Genomic DNA, 19,707 nt, shown 5'->3' with positions numbered 1-19,707 from the left:
TTACATCAGCGGCATCCGGCATCAACGGCCGTGCGGTAGACGGATCGGTTCGTCCACACACACGACACCCGATGGGCCATGGCCAAAACAAAAAGAGCGGGTCCCTGGCGGGGCCCACTCTCAGACTGCTCATGCGAGCCGCTAGAGAATTCAGTGACTGCATAATACGCCTGGCGGCGTTGAAAGCAAGCAAATTCACAGGCGGCGGAATTCCAGATAGCAGCCATGGCGCCCTTCGCGGATCGCCTTTTGCTCGTAGCGCGTCCCCGACCAGGGCTGCCAGGGTGTGCGCCAGTCCGACGCGGCTCCGGCCGTCCATTCAAACGCGGGATGGTCGCGCAAATGCGCCAGCGTCCACTCGACATAGGTCTCGATGTCGCTTGCAAACCGCAGTACGGCGCCCGGCTTCAGCACACGGGCGTAGCGGTCGAGGTTCACCGGGTTGATGAACCGCCGCTTCCAGTGTCGCCGCTTCGGCCAGGGATCGGGATAGAGCTGATAGGCACCGTCGAGCGAGGATTCGGGCAACCAGTCGAGCAGCTTTATCGCGTCATCGCCATAGACGCGCACGTTCTCCAGCCCCTCTTCCTCGATATCGGCCACGGCCTTCGCCAGACTGCTGAGAAAGGGCTCGACGCCGAGAAAGCCCGTCTGCGGCAGGCGGCGCGCCTCATGCAGCAGGTGCTCGCCGCCGCCGAACCCGACCTCGAGCCAGACATCGGACATGCGGCCGGGAAACAGCGCGCGCACATCGTCCGGGGCCGGGTGTGAAAGATCGGGCTGCAGCCTGGCCAGGCCGGCCTCGAAGATCTCGCGCCGCGCCTTGCGCAGCGGCTTGCCGACACGGCGACCGAAAAAGGAACCCTTGGTGTGATCTATCATGACTGTCCGCAATGCGCGCGCCGAGGTCGAAACCGGGCGCGCGCCTCGTCTTTCATCAACGGAGCGATCCCGAAGGGTCAGCCAACCGCGTCGCGCAACGCATGCACCAGGTCGATCTTTTCCCAGGAAAAGCCGCCGTCCTCCTCCGGATCGCGGCCGAAGTGACCGTAAGCCGCGGTGCGCGCATAGATCGGCCGGTTCAGCTCCAGGTGCCCGCGGATGCCGCGCGGCGTCAGGGTCATGACCTCGCGGATTGCCTTCTCGAGCCTCGCCTCCTCGACCTTGCCGGTGCCATAGAGGTCGACATAGACCGACAGCGGCTCGGCAACGCCGATGGCGTAGGAGAGCTGGATGGAGCAGCGGTCGGCGAGATTTGCGGCCACCACGTTCTTGGCCAGATAGCGCGCGGCATAGGCGGCCGAGCGGTCGACCTTTGTCGGATCCTTGCCGGAGAAGGCGCCACCGCCGTGGGGCGCTGCGCCGCCATAGGTGTCGACGATGATCTTGCGCCCGGTCAGGCCGCAGTCGCCGTCGGGCCCGCCGACGACGAAGGCGCCCGTCGGGTTGACATGCCAGACCGTGTCCTTGCCGATCCATCCGCCCGGCACCGCCGTGACGATATAGGGCTCGACGATGGAGCGAATGTCGTCGGACGACAGGTTCGGATCGAGATGCTGCGTCGACAGCACCACCGAGGTGATGCCGACCGGCACGCCGTTCTCGTAGCGCACGGTCACCTGGCTCTTGGCGTCGGGCCCGAGCGTCGGCTCCTTGCCGGTCTTGCGCGCCTCGGCGAGAAGTTGCAGGATCTTGTGCGCATAGAAGATCGGTGCCGGCATCAGGGCCGGCGTCTCGCGGCAGGCATAGCCGAACATGATGCCCTGGTCGCCCGCCCCCTCGTCCTTGTTTTCCGCCGCATCGACGCCCTGCGCGATGTGCGGGGACTGTGCGTGCAGATGAACGTCGACGTCGCAGGTTTCCCAATGGAAACCGTCCTGCTCGTAGCCGATGTCCTTGATCGCCATGCGAGCAAGATGGGCGATGTATTCATTGGTCAGGGTCGCCGGACCGCGGGTCTCGCCCGCGATGATGACCTTGTTGGTCGTTGCCAGCGTTTCGCAGGCAACGCGTGCTTCCGGCATTTCACCGAGAAAAGCATCAACGACCGTATCGGAAATGCGGTCACACACCTTGTCGGGGTGACCTTCGGAAACGGATTCGGAGGTAAAAAGATATTCTTGACGCGCCACGATCAACCGTCCTTCTGGGAAGAGTACAACAAGCGGCGGCGAGGATCCTCGCCACCGCTGAAGACACATGCCAGCGGACGCAAGCGTTCGTCAAGCCGAACGCGGCAGCTCCGTCACACTTCGTCGCCAGCGAGGGCGCGGACGAGATCGACCACGCGCCGGCGCACCTTGGCGTCCTCGATGCGAACGAAGGCCTTGTTCAGGGACAATCCTTCCGAAGAGGACAGGAAGTCGACGACATAGGATGCGGGTTTCGCCTCGCCGAAACCGTTGGCCTCGTCCGGCGTTCCCGGCGCATCCTCAAAGAAAAAGGCAACCGGAACCTTGAGAACGGTCGCGATATGCTGCAAACGGCTGGCGCCGATGCGGTTCGTGCCTTTTTCGTATTTCTGGATCTGCTGAAACGTGATCCCGAGGGCCTCGCCCAGCTTTTCCTGGCTCATGCCAAGCATCATTCGGCGCAACCGGACCCGGCTGCCAACATGCACGTCGATGGGATTCGGTGCTTTCTTGCTGTTCATTTTTGATCTTCTTTCTGGCTCGTTCGGTTGCTGTGACCGCTTTTCTTTGTTCTTCACTTGTTTTTTCGGAAGTGCCATCGGCCTCCGCATTCACGTCAGATCTCCCCGGCGCCGGAGCCGTCGCCCCGTCATTCTTGCCAATTACAACCCGTTTGGCGAGAGGAGCAAGAACGGTTGTTATGATGCAGCGCCAAGGTGGCTGTCGTCAATCTTTACGCGCATTGCGTAAGTATGCCGTTACGAAAAGGATGCCAAGACTTACCAGAAATAGGGTAAACGGCGCGAAAAAACCCACGCGGGCATAGAGTGGCGGTTCGATGGCGGCGGGCAGACGGGTGTCGAGCACCACCGCAGTCGCAAGAGCGCTGCGGGCAACTGTTCGGCCATAGGGATCCACCACGCCCGAGAGTCCGGTGTTGGCCGCCCGCACCAGCGGCAGTCCCTGCTCGATCGCGCGCACGCGGGCCTGCTGGAAATGCTGCCGGGGACCGGGCGTGTCCCCGAACCACGCGTCATTGGTCACGTTGAGGATCCACCCGGGTCGGGCGTCGCGGGTCGTCGCAGCGCCGGGGAAGATCGCCTCGTAGCAGATCAGCGGCAGAAACGAAGGGCCGGACAGAGGCTCCAGCGTGCGATGGCGAAAGCCGGCGCGAAACACGCCGGGCAGGGTCACCAGCCTGGTCAGGCCGATCCGCTCCAGAAGCGACTTGAACGGCAGATACTCGCCGAACGGCACCAGACGGACCTTGTCGTAGGCATCGCGCACCGCCCCGTCGCCGGCGATGACGTAAACCGAGTTGTAGAAGACCCGCTCGGAACCTTCCGCATCGGCCCGCACCGCGCCGGTGACCAGCGTATCGCGTGGGCCGAGCAGGGCTGCGATGGCGGACAGAGCCTCCGGTGCATCGGTGAGCAGAAAAGGCACCGCCGATTCCGGCCAGATGACGATCCGCGGCAGATCGCCGCCGGGCGTCTCTCCTTCGGCCGGCGCGGCACGTTCATCACCGCTCCAGGGGCGCTTGCTCATCTCCAGATAGGAGGCGAAGACGCGCGCGCGGTTTTCCGGCTTCCATTTTTCCTCCTGTGCAATGGAGGGCTGGACAAGCCTGAGCGCGACCGGCTCGAATGCCGGCGCCCCGGCGAGCGACACCCGCACGACGCCGAAGGCCGCAAGCCCGGCGAACAACAGGACAGCCCCGAACGTCAGCCGCCGGCCGCCGGGCGTCTGATCGACGAACCCGGCCAGTCCGCAAAAGACCAGCGCGACGAGAAGCCCCAGACCGTAGATGCCGAACAGCGATGCCGCCTGGGCCAGTTCCGGGACGGCCGCGACCGCATAGCCCCAGGTGTTCCAGGGAAAGCCCGTCAGCACATGTCCGCGCAGGACATCGGCGCCTGCAAGACCCACGGCCAGATAGCCGGCACGCTGCCAGCCATCGTTCCACACCAGCCCGGCCAGACCCACGCCCAGTGCCGTGAAGAGGGCCAGCCCCGCCGGCAGCAGGATCACGGCGAAGGGGATCATCCAGGCGTAGACATCCGCCTCGACCAGAAAGGCGCGCCCGATCCACCACAGCCCGGCAAGAAAGAAGCCGAAACCGAAGAACCAGCCGATCACGAATGCCGGGCGAAACCGCGCAACCATGCTCCGGCCTTCACCGATCGCACCGTCCAGCAGCCATACAAGGCCCGGAAAGCAGATGGCGAGGACGGGAAACACACCAAAGGGCGGCATGGCGAGCGCGGCGAGCGCCCCGCAGGCGCTCGACAGCGCCAGACGACGCCAGCCGAAAGCGAGAAGAAAAACTTGCGCCAAGCGCAACACCGCAACCGCTCCTGCCTGACCGCGCGGCGCAGGACGCGCCCCGGCACCGGGACATCCGGCGAATCACACGGATTTCGTTTGACGATCCGCGCAGCCGGGCGCGCGGTCAAGAGTGGGCCCGCGCGGCGCCGGGCCACGCGGGCGATCTTATCGGCCCGTGTATCGGATGAACGGGGGCGTCACGCCGCGGTGTCGGGACGGCGCATCCGGCGCCGGGCCTCCACAAGGCGCGCATCCGGCCGTTTCGTGCGGATGCGCAAACGCTTGATCCGGCGCGGATCGGCATCGAGGACCTCGAACTCAAGACGCGGCAGTTCGCGCGAGGTTATCAGCTCGCCGCGAACGGGAACCCGGCCGACGAGCGTGAACACAAGCCCGCCCAGCGTATCGATTTCCTCGCCGAGATCGCCCAGTTCGAAGTCGGCGCCGATCGCCTCTTCCATCTCCTCGACGGGAACGCGCGGATCCGCGACCCAGACGCCTTCGGCGACCTTCTCGATCATCGCGTCCTCATCCTCGTCGTGCTCGTCCTCGATATCGCCGACGACCGTCTCGACAACATCCTCGAGCGAGACGAGCCCGTCGGTCCCGCCATATTCGTCGATCACCAGCGCCATCTGCACGCGATCGGCCTGCATCTTTGCCATCAGGTCGGTCGCGGGCATCGACGGCGGCACGAAGAGAACCGGTCGAATGAGACCCGTGTCGTTCAAGGGCAGGGAGAGGTCGACGGACGACAGATCGAACCCGACCGAGCGGTTCGAGCGGGCGTCCGTCGCGTCCGACTCACCTGACGGTTTTTTCTCCGCCCCCGTTTCCTCGAAATGCTGCGCGCGGTCGTCGGCGCCGTCCGCCTTCGCGGGAACCGCCGCCTCCGCGTCGGACTTCGGCGTCTTGCGCTTCGGCCCGCTTTCCCCGTCCGCGGCTTCGGCGGCTTCGGCAGCATCGCAAGCGCGATTGTCCGCCGCCTCGGTGGCGCGCGCGGCGAAATAGGCCATCAGGTCCTTGATGTGCACCATGCCGCGCGGGTCATCCAGGCCGTCGTGATAGACGGGCATGCGCGAATGGCCGGATTCGCGAAAAATTTCCATCAGCCGCGCCAGCGGCACGCTGTCCTCGACGGAATCGATGTCGGCGCGCGGGATCATCACGTCGTCGACCCTGACCTCGCGCAGGCGCAGGATGTTGGACAGAAGAACGCGTTCCTCGGGGGTGAAATTGGTTCCGGAATCCGCTTCGCGGGCGAGTTCGTCCTGAAGGTTCTGCCGCAACGACACGGCGCCTGCGCGCCGCAGCGCGGCAAGCCGCTTCAGGAACTCGGCGCCCCAGGCAAACAACGACCACCGTTGCTCGGCGGCATCATCGCTCCGGCCGGAGCTGGCTTCGTCCGCGGACGTCGCCGGTTTGTCGGTACTTCGGGCCTCTGCATCATTCATGTGATCTATGCGCCCCGATCAACGGGACGTCTCGCTCTCCATATCGGCGGGTCTCGCCAGGGCATCCCCATAGGGATCGGCAATGTCCAGTCCGGCAAGAATTTGCCGTTCCAGGGTTTCCATTTCCTCGGCTTCACGATCATCCATGTGATCATAGCCGAAAAGATGAAGAAATCCGTGCGCCACAAGATGGGTAAGGTGATCGGAAAATGGAATACCCATCTCGTCGGCTTCGCGCGCAACCGTCTCGCGCGCAAGCGCCAGATCGCCCAGAAGCGGTCCGAACGGCGGTTCGTCCTCGTCGCCGCCTGGAAAGGACAGGACATTCGTCGCCGTGTCCTTGCCGCGCCACGCCCGGTTCAGGATCCGCACCCGCGCATCATCGCTCAGCAAGACCGACAATTCGGCATTCGGCACCAGATCAAGCCTGGCAACCCCGCACGTCATCGCGACCACACGCGAAACGAGAGCCTGCAGCTTCTCCTCATTGCCCCATCCATCGGCCTCGATGGCCAGATCGATCGTCGGCACGGCGGCATCGCTCATTTGCGCAACCTTGGCGTGGCCGCTTCCGCGGCAGCCGAAGCTTCCCGGCCCGCCTCGTCATAGGCACGCACGATGCGGGCCACCAGCTCATGGCGCACCACGTCGACCTCGGTGAAATCGACACGCGCGACGCCCTCGACATCCGTCAGCAGGGCCAGCGCGTCGCGCAGGCCCGATATCTGGCCCGGCGGCAGGTCGACCTGGCTCGGGTCGCCCGTCACGATCATCCGCGAGTTCTCGCCAAGCCGGGTCAGAAACATCTTCATCTGCATCGCCGTTGTATTCTGCGATTCATCCAGGATGACAATCGCATTCGACAGCGTGCGCCCGCGCATGAAGGCCAAAGGTGCGACCTCGATCATGCCGGACTGAAGCCCGCGCTCGACCTTTTCCGCCGGCATCATCTCGTAAAGGGCATCGTAGAGCGGGCGCAGGTAGGGATCGACCTTCTCCTTCATGTCGCCGGGCAGGAAGCCCAGCCGCTCGCCGGCTTCCACCGCCGGGCGGGAGAGAATCAGCCGGGCGACATCGCCGCGCTCCAGCAGGGCCGCCGCATAGGCGACCGCGAGGAAGGTCTTTCCGGTGCCGGCCGGTCCGACGCCGAAGATCAGGTCGGCCCGATCCATCGCACGGATATAGGCATCCTGCGCGGGCGTGCGCGCCAGCACCGTCTTGCGGCGGGTCGAAATCTGCGCAAACGACAGGTGCGAGCGCGGCTCGATTGTCGGCAAGTCCAATTGCGCCTCCTCGGCAACGGCCATGCGCAGGGCACCGTCGACGTCGCCCGGGTGCAGTTCCTGCCCCTGCTGAAGCCTGGCATAAAGCGCCTCGAGCGCGCGCCGCGCCTGCTCGCATCCGCTCTGCCGTCCCTTGATGGTCACCTGATTGCCGCGCGCCACGGCATCGACGCCCAGACGCTGCTCGATGAGGGCGAGATTCTGGTCGAACTGGCCGAAAAGGTCGCCGACCAGTCTGTTGTCGTCAAAGGCCAGCACCACGTGCGTCATGTCCGAGGCGGAGACCGCAGCACGGCTGGCGCCGCGACCCTGTGTCCGGCTCTCGCCGGTCAAACCGCTACTCCTGGCATCTTGCCTCCTGGTGGCCTTGCGCGGAACATTCCTGTCGGCTCATGCGACCCGGGCATCCTGCCCGTTCACCGGGCGCGCGAACAGGGAATTTGTGCCCGTGTCCGTGATTTCCACCGCAAGGATTTCGCCAATGCGGCTTTCCGGCAGATCGATCTGCACGGGCTGCAGCCAGGGCGAGCGCCCGGTGAGCTGCCCGCGATTGCGGCCGGGCTTTTCCAGAAGCACGTCGCAGGTGCGCCCCACCATCGCGGTGTTGAAGGCGCGCTGCTGCCCGGTAATGAGCGCCTGGAGCTCGGCAAGCCTTTCGCCCATCACGGCGTCGGGCACCTGATCATCGAGCGACGCGCCCGGCGTTCCGGGCCTCGGGCTGTACTTGAACGAGAAGGCCGAGGCGTAGCCAACCTGCCTGACCAGATCCATCGTATCGCGGAAATCGGCGTCGCTCTCGCCGGGAAAGCCGACGATGAAATCGCCCGACAGCGCCAGGTCGGGGCGCGCCTCGCGGATGCGGTCGATCAGCCGGAAATAGTCGTCGCGCGTGTGGCGGCGGTTCATCGCCTTGAGAATGCGGTCGGAGCCGGACTGCACCGGCAGATGCAGATAGGGCATCAGCTGCGGCAGGTCGCGGTGGGCGGCGATCAGCACATCGTCCATGTCGCGCGGGTGGCTCGTCGTGTAGCGCAGCCGGTCTAGTCCGGGGATCTCCGCCAGACGGAAGAGCAACTCGCCCAGCCCCCAGCTACGCCCGTCGCGGCCTGCGCCGTGCCAGGCGTTGACGTTCTGGCCCAGAAGCGTGACCTCGCGCACGCCGCGCGCGGCCAGACGCTCTGCTTCGCCGACGATCTGCTCGACCGGGCGCGACACTTCCGCGCCGCGGGTGTAGGGCACCACGCAGAAGGTGCAGAACTTGTCGCAGCCCTCCTGCACCGTCAGGAAGGCCGACACGGTGCGTTTGGCGGCCTGCGCCGCCGAAGGTGCGGCCAGGTGGCGGAACTTGTCGTCGGTCTCGAACTCCGTCTCGACCACGCTTTCGCCGCCGGCGGCCCGCTTCACCAGGTCCGGCAGGCGGTGATAGGTCTGCGGCCCGAAGACGAGATCGACCACCGGTGCACGACGGGCGATCTCCTCGCCCTCGGCCTGCGCCACGCACCCGGCGACGCCGATCATCGTATCCACGCCGCGTTCGGCGCGTGCCAGCTTCAGCTTGCGCAGGCGGCCGAGCTCGGAATAGACCTTTTCCGCCGCCTTTTCGCGAATGTGGCAGGTGTTGAGAATGATCAGATCCGCCTCGTCCAGCATCTCGGTCGGCGTGAAGCCTTCGGGCACCAGCGCATCCGTCATCCGCTCGCTGTCATAGACGTTCATCTGGCAGCCGTAGGTCTTGACGAAGACGCGGCGGCCGGCCGGCGCGCCGGAGGTGGCGGCGCCGACGGACGTGTCGACAGGCTGGGTGACGCTGTTGGGTTCGTCGCTCATCATATCCCCGGGCAGGCCTTGCAGCCGATGCCGTGTGGTGTGTCCTGGGTCGTCGTTCGTGAAATCGGGCCTGCTTTACCCGTTTTTTGACGGTTTGAGAATAGCAGCATCCGCAGCTGAATCCGATTCGTCAGTCACAGGCGGCGGTTCGCGTCCCGCGCGGGCCCGTCCCGCCATCTCCCGGACCGTCATCTCGAGCCTGCGCGTCAGCGCCTTGCGGTCGTCGCCAGGCGCCACGCGCAGAGGCGGGCCCCAAACGACGGTCACGTCGACAGCCCCCTTGCGCACCACATTCATGAAATGCGGGATCATCTCCATGTCGCCGTACCAGGCGACATGCGCGCGGAACTGTCGCCCCATCGGCAGGCCGTGCAGACCCGTGTAGGCCAGCGCCAGCGGCTGGATCCACACGTCCTCGCCCTCATCCGCCACCGCATGCCGCGCCGCGCCGATCAGGGCGGAGCGAAACGGCAGGACCTCGTTGCCGCTGTTCGAGGTGCCTTCGGCAAAGAGCACCATGGCATCGCCGTCGGCCAGCCGCGCGCCCAGCTCGCTTGCCGTACGCGCCGTGGCGCTGCGGCGCTGGCGGTCGACGAACACCGAACGCTGGAGCTTGGCGAAAAGTCCGAACACCGGCCAGGAGGCAACCTCCGACTTGGCGACGAAACTGAGCGGCATGCGGCTCCCGAGCACGGTGATATCGAGCCAGGACACATGGTTGGCGGTGATCAGCAAGGGCCGTTCGACCGACGCTCGGCCGGCCTCGTGGACGCGTATGCCGACGAGCGCGCAGGCGATGCGGTGCCAGACCACCGGCAGGCGGCGCTTGAGCCCTCCGGGAATGCGCATCGCCAGCCATTGCACCGGGATCATCGGCAGCGTGATCAGCGTCAGGGCCGAGAGGACGGCGGCGGAACGCAGCCTCGACATGTCCTCAGTCCCGTTCGCCGGAGCCGGGCGGAGGGCCGAGCGGAATGCCGTAAAGCTCCAGCCGGTGATCGACGAGCCGATAGCCCAGACGCACCGCGATCGCCTCCTGCAGGCGCTCGATCTCCTCGTTGCGGAACTCGATCACACGGCCGCTCTTGAGATCGATCAGATGGTCGTGGTGCTCGTCCGGCACGGTTTCATACCGGGCGCGCCCGTCGCGGAAGTCATGCCGCTCGATGATGCCGGCATCCTCGAACAGCTTCACCGTGCGATAGACGGTGGAAATCGAGATGCGCGGGTCGTTGCGCACGGCGCGGCGGTAGAGTTCCTCCACATCCGGATGATCGCTGGCATCCTCGATCACACGGGCGATAATCCGGCGCTGTTCGGTCATGCGCATGCCCTTGGCGACGCACACGTCCTCCAATGACTGCGAACTCCCGATATCGGACATATCGACTGCCTCTTCCTGGTCGCCTATCCTTGCCCGAAAACCTGCGGATGCGGTCTCGCCCCCGTCCGCACACTCCCCATGATGCCGGCAAGGCCTTGCACAGCCGATTACGCCAGATCGATGCGCATGACAAGCGCACCGCCGTCGCCGTCGCTGTCCTGATAATAGCCCTTTCGGGTGCCGACGGTGCGAAACCCCAGCGACCGATAGAGCGTGACCGCTGCCGCGTTGGCGGCATCGACCTCGAGGAACAGGGCCTTGACGCGATCCGCATAGAGCCTGGAAATCGCCGCACGCATCAATTGCGCCCCGACGCCGCGCCGCCGTTGGCGCGGATCAACGGCGATCGTCAGGATCTCCGCCTCGTCCGCCGCCTTGCGCACGATCACGAAGCCCAGCGCCGCCTGGCTGCCCATCACGTTGGCGCGGCGCGCCTGAAGGATGAAGACACCGGACTGACGCGCCAGCGCGACAAGCTCGTCCGCCCCCCATCCGACGGCGAACGACCGGTCGTGCAGGTCGGCCAGCGCGGCAAGATCCTCCGGCCGCGCCTCCTCGATCACCGGCGGCGGTGCCCAGAACCACCAGAACGTCATGCCAGCAGCCTTTCGTCGCGGCGGGCGGGGGCGGCATCCGGCGGACGCAGGTAGAGCGGTTCAGGCCGCGCTGTCTGCGGATCCGCCACCGCGCCGAGGCGGGCGACATCCTCGATCGCCGGCCAGCCATGGGTGTGAAGCACCACCAGATCGCCGCGCGCCGTTGCGGCAACGATCTTCTCCGCCCCGTTTCCGGCAAGGCATGCCCCATCGGGAAGCTCCTCGCCAAGCGCTTCGGCTGCAACGGCGCGTGCGGCATCGAGCGGCGTGCCGTCGGCGGAAAAGCCCTGGATGTAGACATCGGCACCGCGCCCGGCGATGGTCGCCCAGACCGCCGATCCGGCCTGTTCCGCACCGCTCTCGCGCAACGCCTGGGCGGCGAGCGCCGCCAGCGTGGAAACCCCGACGGCCGGAACGCGAACGACAAGCGCAATCCCGCGGGCCGCGGACAATCCCACCCGCAGGCCGGTGAAACTGCCAGGCCCGACAGTCACGCCGATCCGGTCGAGTTCGCTGAACGCGATGCCCGCTTCCGCCATCACCTCGCCGATCATGCCCAGGAGACGTTCCGCGTGCCCGCGTTGGAGAGTTTCGCTTGCCCGGGTCAGGCGCGCACCCTCGCCGTCCCCGTCGAGGACGGCGACGGAGCAGGCGTCGAGCGCGGTATCGATCGCAAGAAGGCGCATAAAACGAATAAACCCGTTGAGGCCGGATCCGTCGACCCGACCAATTGCTAGCTGGTCTTTGCCGGATTCGCGAGCGCCAAACGGCATCCGCGGCGCGCCGTCAACGGAAAACCGACCGCGAACGCAAACGGCCCGGCACAATGGCCGGGCCGTCGAAACGCTTGCCAGCGGCGATATCACATCGCGCGCACTTCCTCGACTTCCGGAACGAAGTGACGCAGCAGGTTCTGAATGCCGTGCTTCAGGGTGGCCGTGGAAGACGGGCAGCCCGAGCAGGCGCCGCGCATCGACAGATAGACAACCCCGTCTCGAAAGCCGCGGAAGGTGATGTCGCCGCCATCCTGGGCAACCGCAGGACGCACGCGCGTCTCGATCAGTTCCTTGATGGTGCCGACGGTGGTCTCGTCACCCTCCTCGAAGAACTCCTCGTCACTCTCCTCACCCATCTCGTCGCGGGTGACCGGCGCGCCCGACATGAAGTGTTCCATGATCGCGCCCAGAACGGCCGGCTTGATGTGCTGCCATTCGGAATCGCCCTTGGTCACGGAGATGAAATCGTGGCCGAAGAAGATCCCCTCCACGCCCTCGACCTCAAAGAGCTTTTCCGCCAGCGGAGACGCGCCCGCGTCTTCGGACTTGCGAAAATCCATTGTGCCCTGCGACAGCACGATGCGGCCGGGCAGGAACTTGAGTGTCGCCGGATTCGGCGTCGCCTCGGTCTGAATGAACATGATGCTCTTTCCTTTGTCACTGTAGGCGCCCGTCACCGGCGATCGTGTTTCGACCGATGACTGACGCCTCGCGCATGTCGTTGCCCGGCTTTTCGAAGGCGGCGAGACGGCCCTGCGCACTGTTTGAGGCAATATACAGGGTCTCGGGCGCAAGTTCCAGATTGGAATTGTTCCAGAGTGGATTTTCCTCGGCGTGTCCGGCCATATATCTGTCTACGCGACCGATACGGCAACCGGATTTCCACCCCCGGCAGCATCAGGCAAGGGCGGCGATCGATTCATCATCCAGCGTCGCCGGAACGATGGTGACAGGAATCGGAAAGTTGGCCGCCCCCTTTCCCGCGATCGCAGAGACCAGCGGTCCAGGGCCCTCCGATCCGCTGCCGGCGGCGAGCACCAGGATCGCGATGTCGGCGTCCTCCTCGATCAACGTGAGTATCTCGTCCGAACGGTTGCCCTCGCGCACGACGAGCTCGGGTTCCGTGCGCGCCACGGAGCGCACGCGGTCAGCCGCCTTTTCCAGGCAGTTTTCCGCATTTTCCTGAGCCTCGGCGCGCATGATGTCTTCCACGCCGAGCCAGTGCTGGAAATCCCCGGGCGCGATGACATAGAGCAAAATCGCGATGCCGCTCGTGCGCTCTGCGCGTTTTGCGGCATAGACAATCGCCCGGTCGGCCTCCGCGGTCTCGTCGACAACGACGAGAAACTTGCGGCGGTGGCCTTCCTCGAAACTTTTTCGGATCGCTACCATGAGCGCATGCTGCCACCGGCCACGTCATGCGGCAAGCGACATCCTGTCCCGGCCGGCACGGCGGGGAAGAAACGACTAGAGAATGAAACGCGACAGATCGACATTCTTGGCCAGCTCTCCGATGTTTTCACGCACATAGTCCGCATCGATCACCATCGTCTCGTCATTGGAATCGGGGGCGGCGAAGGACACCTCGTCAAGAACGCGCTCCATCACGGTCTGCAGGCGGCGCGCTCCGATGTTCTCGATCGTGGAGTTGAGGTCGACGGCGATGGAGGCAATCTCCTCGATGGCGTCGTCGGTGAACTCCAGCGTCAGCCCTTCCGTGCCCAGAAGCGCCACATACTGCTTGATGAGGCTTGCCTCCGTGTCCGTCAGGATGGCCCGGAAGTCCTCCCGTGTCAGTGCCTTCAGCTCCACGCGAATCGGCAGGCGACCCTGCAGCTCCGGCAGGAGATCCGACGGCTTCGACACATGGAAGGCGCCCGATGCGATGAACAGCACATGATCGGTCTTCACCGGGCCATGCTTCGTCGACACCACGGTGCCCTCGATCAGGGGCAGAAGATCGCGCTGCACGCCCTCGCGCGACACGTCGCCACCGGTACGCTCGCTGCGCGCACAGATCTTGTCGACCTCGTCAAGGAACACGATACCGGCGTTTTCAACAAGATAGATCGCCTCTTCCGCGACCTTGTCCTCGTCGAGAAGACTATCGGCTTCCTGCTCAAGCAGGATGTCGTAGCTCTCGCGCACCTTGACGCGGCGCGTTTTGGTGGCGCCGCCGAGCGCCTTGCCGAGCATGTCGGAGAGGTTCATCACACCGACGCTGCCGCCGGGCATGCCGGGCATGTCGAAGCCCGGCATTTGCGGCTGGGCACGCACCTCGATGTCGATTTCCTTGTCGTCCAGTTCGCCGGCGCGGAGCTTCTTGCGGAAACTGTCCTTCGTCGTCGGGCTCGCGTTCTTGCCGACGAGCGCCTCGACCACCCGCTCTTCCGCCTGGAGATGCGCCTTGGCCTCGACGGACTTGCGCTTGGCCGTGCGCACCAGCGCGATGCCGGCCTCGACAAGGTCGCGCACGATCTGCTCGACGTCGCGCCCGACATAGCCGACCTCGGTGAATTTCGTCGCCTCGACCTTGACGAAGGGCGCATTCGCCAACCGCGCGAGCCGTCTGGAAATCTCCGTCTTGCCGACGCCGGTGGGGCCGATCATCAGGATGTTCTTCGGCATCACCTCCTCGCGCAACCCGTCCTCGAGCTGCTGCCGGCGCCAGCGGTTGCGGAGTGCGATGGCAACGGCGCGCTTGGCGTCCTTCTGGCCGATGATGTGCCGGTCCAGTTCGGAAACGATCTCGCGGGGAGAAAGCGTGGTCATGGCGGGGTCTCTCAACTTGAGGAATGTCAATCGACGGAGGGCACCAGGCGCATCGCCGGGGTCGAACGGAACGGACTCGCCACCACGCGGCGCACCCTGCGCCAGCCCGAGCCCAGAAGAAGAATAAAGCAGCCGAGCGCGACGAGCGTCAGCGCCAGCTTCACCTCGCCCGATACATCGGCCTTCCCCATCAGCTGTGCAATGGCAAGGCCGAAATATCCGAGGCCGGAGACAAGCAAGGCCCTGCGGTCCACCAGGACGGCGACGAGCGCAAGCACGGCAAACAGCGCGATGACGGCAAGCGCATCGCCGCCGCTTTTGGTCGCCGCACCGGCGGTTGCCAGCATCAGGATCGAATGCACCAGAAGGGGGGCTGCAAGAAGATGCAGCCAGAAGGCCTTGTCGCTCGCGACCGTCACGCGGGCCACATCGCGGCTGTCGAACCACATGGCGGCAACGAATGTCGCGGCGCCGGCGGCAAGCGTGAACCAGGCGAGATGCGCCTCCAGAAAGCCGGGGAGGACCGTTTCCAGCAGGATCGCGGCGAGGAAGAGCAAGCTGCCGACGATACCCGCGACCCCCACCGGCACACCGAACCGCCAGTAGTGCAGGACGGCGCCGCACACGCCGACCACCGCGGGCAGGATGGCCGAGCCGGGATCGCCTTGCCCGAGGGGAGCGCCGAAACCGAACGACAACCCGTCGACCATCAGCGCCAGAACCGCGACCAGAAAGGCCGGCGCGAAGGCCACCGCAAGCAGGAACGACGGCAACGCCAGCCGCATCCGCCGCGCGAAAATCTCCGAAAACGCCCAGACGACGGCGGTCAACACCCCGGCAACGGCGGAGACCGGCCAGACGGATCCAAGACCGTAGGCCAGACCGAACACCACCATGACAATTCCGATAGACAGGAAGATGTCATGAAATCCGCGGGCAAAGCGCACCTCTTCCGCGTCGGCGACCGAAACCCCGGTGCGGGCCTCGTCTTCCAACCGCCACAAGTCCAGCATGCGTTTTACCTGATCGCCGGAGATGATGCCGGCCGCCTCGGCGCGCCGCAGCCGGGCCGTGACGTCATCTTCGTGCCAAGCAGTGCCCGCTGCGGGTATCACGCGGTGCTCTCCAGCGATTCGATTGTCAGGTTCTCGTTGGTGTAGACGCAGATTTCGGCAGCGACCTTCATCGCCTTGCGGGCGACCTCTTCCGCGTCCAGATCGCTGTCGGCAAGCGCGCGGGCCGCGGCCAGCGCATAGTTGCCGCCCGACCCGATGCCCATGATGCCGCCTTCCGGCTCCAGGACATCGCCAGTGCCGGTCAGCACCAGGGAGATGGAGCTGTCGGCGACGAGCATCATCGCCTCCAGCCGCCGCAGGTAGCGGTCGGTGCGCCAGTCCTTGGCAAGCTCGACGCAGGCGCGCATCAACTGACCCGGGTACTGCTCGAGCTTGGCCTCGAGGCGTTCGAACAGCGTGAAGGCGTCGGCGGTCGCTCCGGCAAAGCCGGCGATCACCTCGCCCTTGGCGAGCGGACGCACCTTGCGTGCGGTGCCCTTGATGACCGTGGGGCCGAGCGAGACCTGGCCGTCGCCGGCTATCACGATGCGGCCACCCTTGCGCACGCTCACGATCGTCGTTCCATGCCAGCCCGTGGGGTCGTCCTGCGTATGCATCGTTCACCTTTCCAGCCTGTCCTGCCTTGCCGGACCGGTTCCGCCGGCGAGACCGTTGCCGCCTATGTAAGCCCGGCGCGCGCGTTTGCAAACCGGCCTGACGTACAACTCGCCCCCAAGGCGCCCGGGCAGATCTCTCAGGACCTCCTCGAGTAGAGCGAAATCACCAGGCCGGAGGCAAGAATGCAGAAAATGCCGATTACATCGATCGTTCCGGGAATTTCCGCAAAGGCAAAGTAACCAATGAAAAAAGCGCTGATCAATTCCAGATAGGCCAGCGGGGAGATGACCGAGGCCTCCGCATGCCGGAACGCGGCGATCACCATGAAGTGACAGGCCGTCGACACCAGTCCCATCACCGCGATCAGCAGCAGTTCGCCCCCTGAAAACCAGGACCACGTGGCAAGGGCGAACGGGGTGAGCAGAAGCGTGCCGACACAGACCTGAAAATAGAGCGCAACGAGGGGCGGAGCGGTCGTTGCCGCCGCTCGCGTCGCAATCAGATAGCCGCCGAAAAGCAACCCGCTGATTACCGCCAGCAGCGAGCCGAACTCCACCTCGACCCCCGGCTTGATGATCAGCAATGCCCCCACAACGCCAAGACCGCCGCCGACCATCCGGTTCACCGTCAGGCGTTCGCCGAGAAAGACCACAGAAAGCACCGACGCGATGATCGGTCCGACGAAGTAGCCGCCAAGGCCCGTCGCGAGTGGAATCTCAACGATTGCAAAGAGGAAGGTGGTCATCGCACCGACGATGAACACGGTGCGAACGGTGTTGGCGAGCGCGCCCTTGCGCAAGTCGCGCCAATTTCCGCCACGGCCGAAAAACAGCGCGGAGACGATCAGCGCGGATCCGAAATACCGAGACCAGGCAACCAGGAAGGGCGAGTGCTCCGCACTCAGGTGTTTGGCAATCCCGTCGACGAAAGGAACGGCAAGGGAGGCGACAGCCATCAGGCCGATGCCGACAATGGGAGTTGCTGGCCTCATTCATATCTCCTGAATGCACTGATCAAAAAGCGAGAACAAAAAAATACACGCCCTGATGAGCGTTGGCGGACACTAGCGTTCCGGTGATCAGTCGTCCAGATCGCCCACCCGGCAATTGTTCCTGAAGGCGCGCACGTGGGAATGGCGGGCCTCCCCGCCAGATGAACTATCGCCTGATCGAAAAACACACTTGCTCTTGTTGACAATCAATAGTTTTAAAATATGCTTTTATACAACCTAAAAATATTACAAATAAAAAGAATAATACTTTTTTTGACTGCGGGCACTCTCACAGGTGACAACCAGCAAGCCGAGGTTTGTCTTTTGCAAATGGACGCTCAACCGACCAGGACGCCGGAAAGCCGTGCGCTCGATGCGCAGGCCGTAACATCGCCGCTGATCGCCGCATCGCGAAAGATAGATGTGGATCTCGCCCGGGCAAGGACACCGGGCCTCGCCAACATCACGCATCTGAACAACGCCGGGGCCGCCTTGATGTCGGAGCGGGTGGTGAACACCGCGATCGAGCACCTGCGGCTGGAAGCCGTCGTCGGCGGCTATGAGGCAGCCGACAGGGCGCAGGCGCGCATGTTTGCGGTCTATCGATCGATCGCGACCCTTCTCGGCTGCGCCCCCGACGAGATTGCGATCATGGAAAACGCGTCGCGGGCCTGGGCGTTGTTTTTTGCCAGCCTCGAGTTGAAAAACGGCGATGTCGTGGTGACGACCGAGGGCGAATATGCGAGCAACTTCATGTCGATGCTTCAGGCCCGGCGACGGTGCGGCATCGAGATCGAGGTCATTCCGCCGGGGCCGGACGGCGCGCCCGACGCCGACGCGCTGCGCGAGCTGATCGAGCGGCGCGGTGCACGCATCCGCCTCGTATCGCTCACCCATGTCGCGACAAACAACGGCGCGATCTCTCCGGTCGAAACCTTGTCGCGGATCGTGCGCGAGGCGCGCGGTTCGGGCGCGCTTGCCCCCAATGCGCTGGTTGCGGTGGATGCCTGCCAGACGGTCGGGCAGATGGATGTGAATGTCGACGCGCTCGGCTGCGACATGATGACGGCGACAAGCCGCAAGTTCCTGCGGGGCCCGCGCGGGGTCGGCATTCTCTATGTGCGACGCGCGCAACCGGGCGTGGCACCTGCCGTCGAGCCGCGCATCCTCGACATGCGCAGCGGCTTCTGGAGCGGCAGCGACGAATACCGCATCTATGCCGAGGCCGAACGGTTCGAGACCTGGGACAAATGCGTGGCCTCGAAACTCGCTTTCGGCGTCGCCGTCGACGAGGCTCTGGACTGGGGGCTGGACGCGATCGAGGCGACGATCGCGGACCTGTCCTCTGTCCTGCGCGGAATGCTCGGCGATCTGCCGGGCGTGCGCATCTGCGACACGGGCTCGCGGCAATGCGGGACGGTGACCTTCGACCTCAAGCGGGGCTCGCCCTATGAACTCGTCCCGCATCTGCGCGAGCGGAAGATCAACATCGGCGTTTCGGACCGCGATCTGGTGCGCCTCGACATGGACCGGCGCGATCTGGAGGCGGTTGCCCGCTGCTCCGTCCATTATTACAACACGGTGGAGGATCTGGAGCGGTTCATCGCGGCGACGGGCCACTACGTGAGGTCCGCATGATGGCCGGAAGCGTGCCAGCGCCGACGGTGTTTCAGGCTGCGGCGGGCGACGACTCGCTGCTCGACCTGCATTGTCTGGCGTTTGCCGGCGGCAGCGTGCAGAGCTTCCGCCCGTGGGGCGCCTTCCTGCCGGCGGCCATCGCGCTCACCGGGCTGGAACTGCCGGGGCGCGGCCTGCGCGCGGACGATCCCCCGGCACCGGGTCTTTCTCCGCTGCTGGATGAACTCGTCGCCCGGATCGCCGCCGGACCGCCCCGGCCGATGGCGCTCTTCGGCCACAGCATGGGCGCGCTCCTGGCCTTCGAGCTCGCCCGAAGACTCAGGCACGAGGGCAGGCCGGAGCCAGTTGCACTCTTCGTCTGCGGTCACGCCGCGCCGCATATCGCCGCAAACCGGAGCGGCACCGGCGACCTGCATGTTCTGGACGATGCCGCCCTGGTCCGGCAGCTGCGCGCCTGGGGCGGCACACCGCCAGACCTTCTGGACGACCCGGCCCTGCTGGAGCGGATTCTGCCGCCGCTCAGGGCGGATCTTGAGATCTGCGAAACCTACACGCTGGAAGACGGCCCGCCGCTCGACATTCCGATTTTCGCCTATGCGGGCGAGGCCGACGAGACCGAGCCTGTCGACGCGGTCCGGGCATGGGGCGAGCACACGCGCGCGGCGTTCCGCTTCACCTCTTTTCCCGGCGGGCACTTCTTTTTCCTCGAAAGTGCCCGCGACGCCTTCCTGCAGCAACTCGCCAGCGACCTTCGCCTTGCGTGCAGCACGCTGCTCGCCGAGCGGGTCGCCCCGCGCAGGCCCGCCGGCAAGACGCCGGCACACGCGCTCAAGGCCGGCGTGGCGTGAGGGCG

21 protein-coding genes are annotated in these 19,707 nt (G+C 65.3%); 2 read left to right on the top strand and 19 right to left on the bottom strand.

What is annotated here, in order from left to right:
- Positions 1–195: 195 nt before the first annotated feature.
- The 19 genes from trmB to BLU32_RS19930 all read right to left on the bottom strand — a co-directional run bounded on the left by trmB (position 196) and on the right by BLU32_RS19930 (position 17,216).
- Complete coding sequence (gene trmB, locus BLU32_RS20020) at positions 196–882, bottom strand: tRNA (guanosine(46)-N7)-methyltransferase TrmB (RefSeq protein ID WP_093809874.1); 687 nt, start codon at positions 880–882, stop codon at positions 196–198.
- Between the two features lie 77 nt (positions 883–959).
- Positions 960–2,132, bottom strand: a complete 1,173-nt coding sequence (gene metK / locus BLU32_RS20015; RefSeq protein WP_093811386.1) for a methionine adenosyltransferase — start codon at positions 2,130–2,132, stop codon at positions 960–962.
- 113 nt (positions 2,133–2,245) lie between these two features.
- The gene (locus BLU32_RS20010; RefSeq protein WP_093809872.1) at positions 2,246–2,653 is read right to left on the bottom strand and encodes a helix-turn-helix domain-containing protein; all 408 of its coding nucleotides are present in this window, start codon (positions 2,651–2,653) and stop codon (positions 2,246–2,248) included.
- Between the two features lie 205 nt (positions 2,654–2,858).
- The gene (lnt, locus tag BLU32_RS20005; protein ID WP_093809870.1) at positions 2,859–4,478 is read right to left on the bottom strand and encodes an apolipoprotein N-acyltransferase; all 1,620 of its coding nucleotides are present in this window, start codon (positions 4,476–4,478) and stop codon (positions 2,859–2,861) included.
- 179 nt (positions 4,479–4,657) lie between these two features.
- Positions 4,658–5,914, bottom strand: coding sequence for a transporter associated domain-containing protein (locus BLU32_RS20000; RefSeq protein WP_093809868.1), 1,257 nt, complete (start codon positions 5,912–5,914; stop codon positions 4,658–4,660).
- An 18-nt stretch (positions 5,915–5,932) separates the two neighbouring features.
- The gene (gene ybeY, locus BLU32_RS19995; RefSeq protein WP_093809866.1) at positions 5,933–6,460 is read right to left on the bottom strand and encodes an rRNA maturation RNase YbeY; all 528 of its coding nucleotides are present in this window, start codon (positions 6,458–6,460) and stop codon (positions 5,933–5,935) included.
- Entirely contained in the window at positions 6,457–7,467 is a 1,011-nt protein-coding gene (locus BLU32_RS19990) for a PhoH family protein (protein ID WP_197673829.1), read from the bottom strand. Before BLU32_RS19990 ends, ybeY begins: the two co-directional genes overlap by 4 nt.
- Before the next feature lie 120 nt (positions 7,468–7,587).
- Positions 7,588–9,024 carry a tRNA (N6-isopentenyl adenosine(37)-C2)-methylthiotransferase MiaB gene (gene miaB, locus BLU32_RS19985; RefSeq protein ID WP_093811384.1) on the bottom strand — a complete coding sequence of 479 codons (1,437 nt, stop codon included), beginning with the start codon at positions 9,022–9,024 and terminating at the stop codon, positions 7,588–7,590.
- A gap of 75 nt (positions 9,025–9,099) precedes the next feature.
- Positions 9,100–9,954 (bottom strand): 1-acyl-sn-glycerol-3-phosphate acyltransferase, encoded by an 855-nt coding sequence (locus tag BLU32_RS19980; RefSeq protein WP_208976934.1) that lies wholly within the window; start codon positions 9,952–9,954, stop codon positions 9,100–9,102.
- A 4-nt stretch (positions 9,955–9,958) separates the two neighbouring features.
- Positions 9,959–10,408: a Fur family transcriptional regulator gene (locus BLU32_RS19975; RefSeq protein WP_093809862.1), complete on the bottom strand. Its 450-nt coding sequence runs from the start codon at positions 10,406–10,408 to the stop codon at positions 9,959–9,961.
- A 107-nt stretch (positions 10,409–10,515) separates the two neighbouring features.
- The gene (gene rimI / locus BLU32_RS19970; RefSeq protein ID WP_093809860.1) at positions 10,516–11,004 is read right to left on the bottom strand and encodes a ribosomal protein S18-alanine N-acetyltransferase; all 489 of its coding nucleotides are present in this window, start codon (positions 11,002–11,004) and stop codon (positions 10,516–10,518) included.
- The gene (tsaB, locus tag BLU32_RS19965) at positions 11,001–11,690 is read right to left on the bottom strand and encodes a tRNA (adenosine(37)-N6)-threonylcarbamoyltransferase complex dimerization subunit type 1 TsaB (RefSeq protein WP_093811380.1); all 690 of its coding nucleotides are present in this window, start codon (positions 11,688–11,690) and stop codon (positions 11,001–11,003) included. Before tsaB ends, rimI begins: the two co-directional genes overlap by 4 nt.
- Positions 11,691–11,866: 176 nt before the next feature.
- A complete protein-coding gene (locus BLU32_RS19960; RefSeq protein WP_093811378.1) occupies positions 11,867–12,421 on the bottom strand; it encodes a NifU family protein in 555 nt (184 codons plus the stop codon).
- A 16-nt stretch (positions 12,422–12,437) separates the two neighbouring features.
- The gene (locus BLU32_RS19955; RefSeq protein ID WP_093809858.1) at positions 12,438–12,626 is read right to left on the bottom strand and encodes a hypothetical protein; all 189 of its coding nucleotides are present in this window, start codon (positions 12,624–12,626) and stop codon (positions 12,438–12,440) included.
- A gap of 51 nt (positions 12,627–12,677) precedes the next feature.
- Positions 12,678–13,172 (bottom strand): universal stress protein, encoded by a 495-nt coding sequence (locus BLU32_RS19950; RefSeq protein WP_093809856.1) that lies wholly within the window; start codon positions 13,170–13,172, stop codon positions 12,678–12,680.
- Positions 13,173–13,247: 75 nt separating this feature from the next.
- Positions 13,248–14,552, bottom strand: coding sequence for an ATP-dependent protease ATPase subunit HslU (gene hslU, locus BLU32_RS19945; protein WP_093809854.1), 1,305 nt, complete (start codon positions 14,550–14,552; stop codon positions 13,248–13,250).
- Between the two features lie 26 nt (positions 14,553–14,578).
- Positions 14,579–15,667 (bottom strand): hypothetical protein, encoded by a 1,089-nt coding sequence (locus BLU32_RS19940; protein WP_093809852.1) that lies wholly within the window; start codon positions 15,665–15,667, stop codon positions 14,579–14,581.
- Complete coding sequence (gene hslV, locus BLU32_RS19935) at positions 15,664–16,224, bottom strand: ATP-dependent protease subunit HslV (RefSeq protein ID WP_093809850.1); 561 nt, start codon at positions 16,222–16,224, stop codon at positions 15,664–15,666. The genes BLU32_RS19940 and hslV overlap by 4 nt, the downstream gene beginning before the upstream one ends.
- Positions 16,225–16,361: 137 nt before the next feature.
- On the bottom strand, positions 16,362–17,216 hold the full coding sequence (locus tag BLU32_RS19930) for a DMT family transporter (RefSeq protein WP_093809848.1): 855 nt from the start codon (positions 17,214–17,216) through the stop codon (positions 16,362–16,364).
- 330 nt (positions 17,217–17,546) lie between these two features.
- Here BLU32_RS19930 and BLU32_RS19925 point away from each other — a divergent pair, with 330 nt between their 5' ends.
- A complete protein-coding gene (locus BLU32_RS19925; protein WP_157727763.1) occupies positions 17,547–18,854 on the top strand; it encodes an aminotransferase class V-fold PLP-dependent enzyme in 1,308 nt (435 codons plus the stop codon).
- A complete protein-coding gene (locus BLU32_RS19920) occupies positions 18,851–19,702 on the top strand; it encodes a thioesterase II family protein (RefSeq protein ID WP_093809844.1) in 852 nt (283 codons plus the stop codon). The genes BLU32_RS19925 and BLU32_RS19920 overlap by 4 nt, the downstream gene beginning before the upstream one ends.
- The last annotated feature ends 5 nt before the right edge of the window (positions 19,703–19,707 follow it).

Source organism: Stappia sp. ES.058, assembly GCF_900105595.1.
GTDB lineage: Bacteria > Pseudomonadota > Alphaproteobacteria > Rhizobiales > Stappiaceae > Stappia.
This window is presented reverse-complemented; position numbering and strand designations above follow the sequence as displayed.

Coding starts and splice junctions, on each gene's coding strand:
- hslV (WP_093809850.1), bottom strand. CDS start 16,224: ATGCATACGCAGGACGACCCCACGGGCTGGCATGGAACGACGATCGTG.
- hslU (WP_093809854.1), bottom strand. CDS start 14,552: ATGACCACGCTTTCTCCCCGCGAGATCGTTTCCGAACTGGACCGGCAC.
- BLU32_RS19980 (WP_208976934.1), bottom strand. CDS start 9,954: ATGTCGAGGCTGCGTTCCGCCGCCGTCCTCTCGGCCCTGACGCTGATC.
- BLU32_RS19930 (WP_093809848.1), bottom strand. CDS start 17,216: ATGAGGCCAGCAACTCCCATTGTCGGCATCGGCCTGATGGCTGTCGCC.
- miaB (WP_093811384.1), bottom strand. CDS start 9,024: ATGAGCGACGAACCCAACAGCGTCACCCAGCCTGTCGACACGTCCGTC.
- BLU32_RS19920 (WP_093809844.1), top strand. CDS start 18,851: ATGATGGCCGGAAGCGTGCCAGCGCCGACGGTGTTTCAGGCTGCGGCG.
- BLU32_RS19990 (WP_197673829.1), bottom strand. CDS start 7,467: ATGACGCACGTGGTGCTGGCCTTTGACGACAACAGACTGGTCGGCGAC.
- BLU32_RS19925 (WP_157727763.1), top strand. CDS start 17,547: ATGGACGCTCAACCGACCAGGACGCCGGAAAGCCGTGCGCTCGATGCG.
- trmB (WP_093809874.1), bottom strand. CDS start 882: ATGATAGATCACACCAAGGGTTCCTTTTTCGGTCGCCGTGTCGGCAAG.
- ybeY (WP_093809866.1), bottom strand. CDS start 6,460: ATGAGCGATGCCGCCGTGCCGACGATCGATCTGGCCATCGAGGCCGAT.
- tsaB (WP_093811380.1), bottom strand. CDS start 11,690: ATGCGCCTTCTTGCGATCGATACCGCGCTCGACGCCTGCTCCGTCGCC.
- BLU32_RS19960 (WP_093811378.1), bottom strand. CDS start 12,421: ATGTTCATTCAGACCGAGGCGACGCCGAATCCGGCGACACTCAAGTTC.
- BLU32_RS19955 (WP_093809858.1), bottom strand. CDS start 12,626: ATGGCCGGACACGCCGAGGAAAATCCACTCTGGAACAATTCCAATCTG.
- BLU32_RS19950 (WP_093809856.1), bottom strand. CDS start 13,172: ATGGTAGCGATCCGAAAAAGTTTCGAGGAAGGCCACCGCCGCAAGTTT.
- BLU32_RS20000 (WP_093809868.1), bottom strand. CDS start 5,914: ATGAATGATGCAGAGGCCCGAAGTACCGACAAACCGGCGACGTCCGCG.
- BLU32_RS20010 (WP_093809872.1), bottom strand. CDS start 2,653: ATGAACAGCAAGAAAGCACCGAATCCCATCGACGTGCATGTTGGCAGC.
- rimI (WP_093809860.1), bottom strand. CDS start 11,004: ATGACGTTCTGGTGGTTCTGGGCACCGCCGCCGGTGATCGAGGAGGCG.
- BLU32_RS19975 (WP_093809862.1), bottom strand. CDS start 10,408: ATGTCCGATATCGGGAGTTCGCAGTCATTGGAGGACGTGTGCGTCGCC.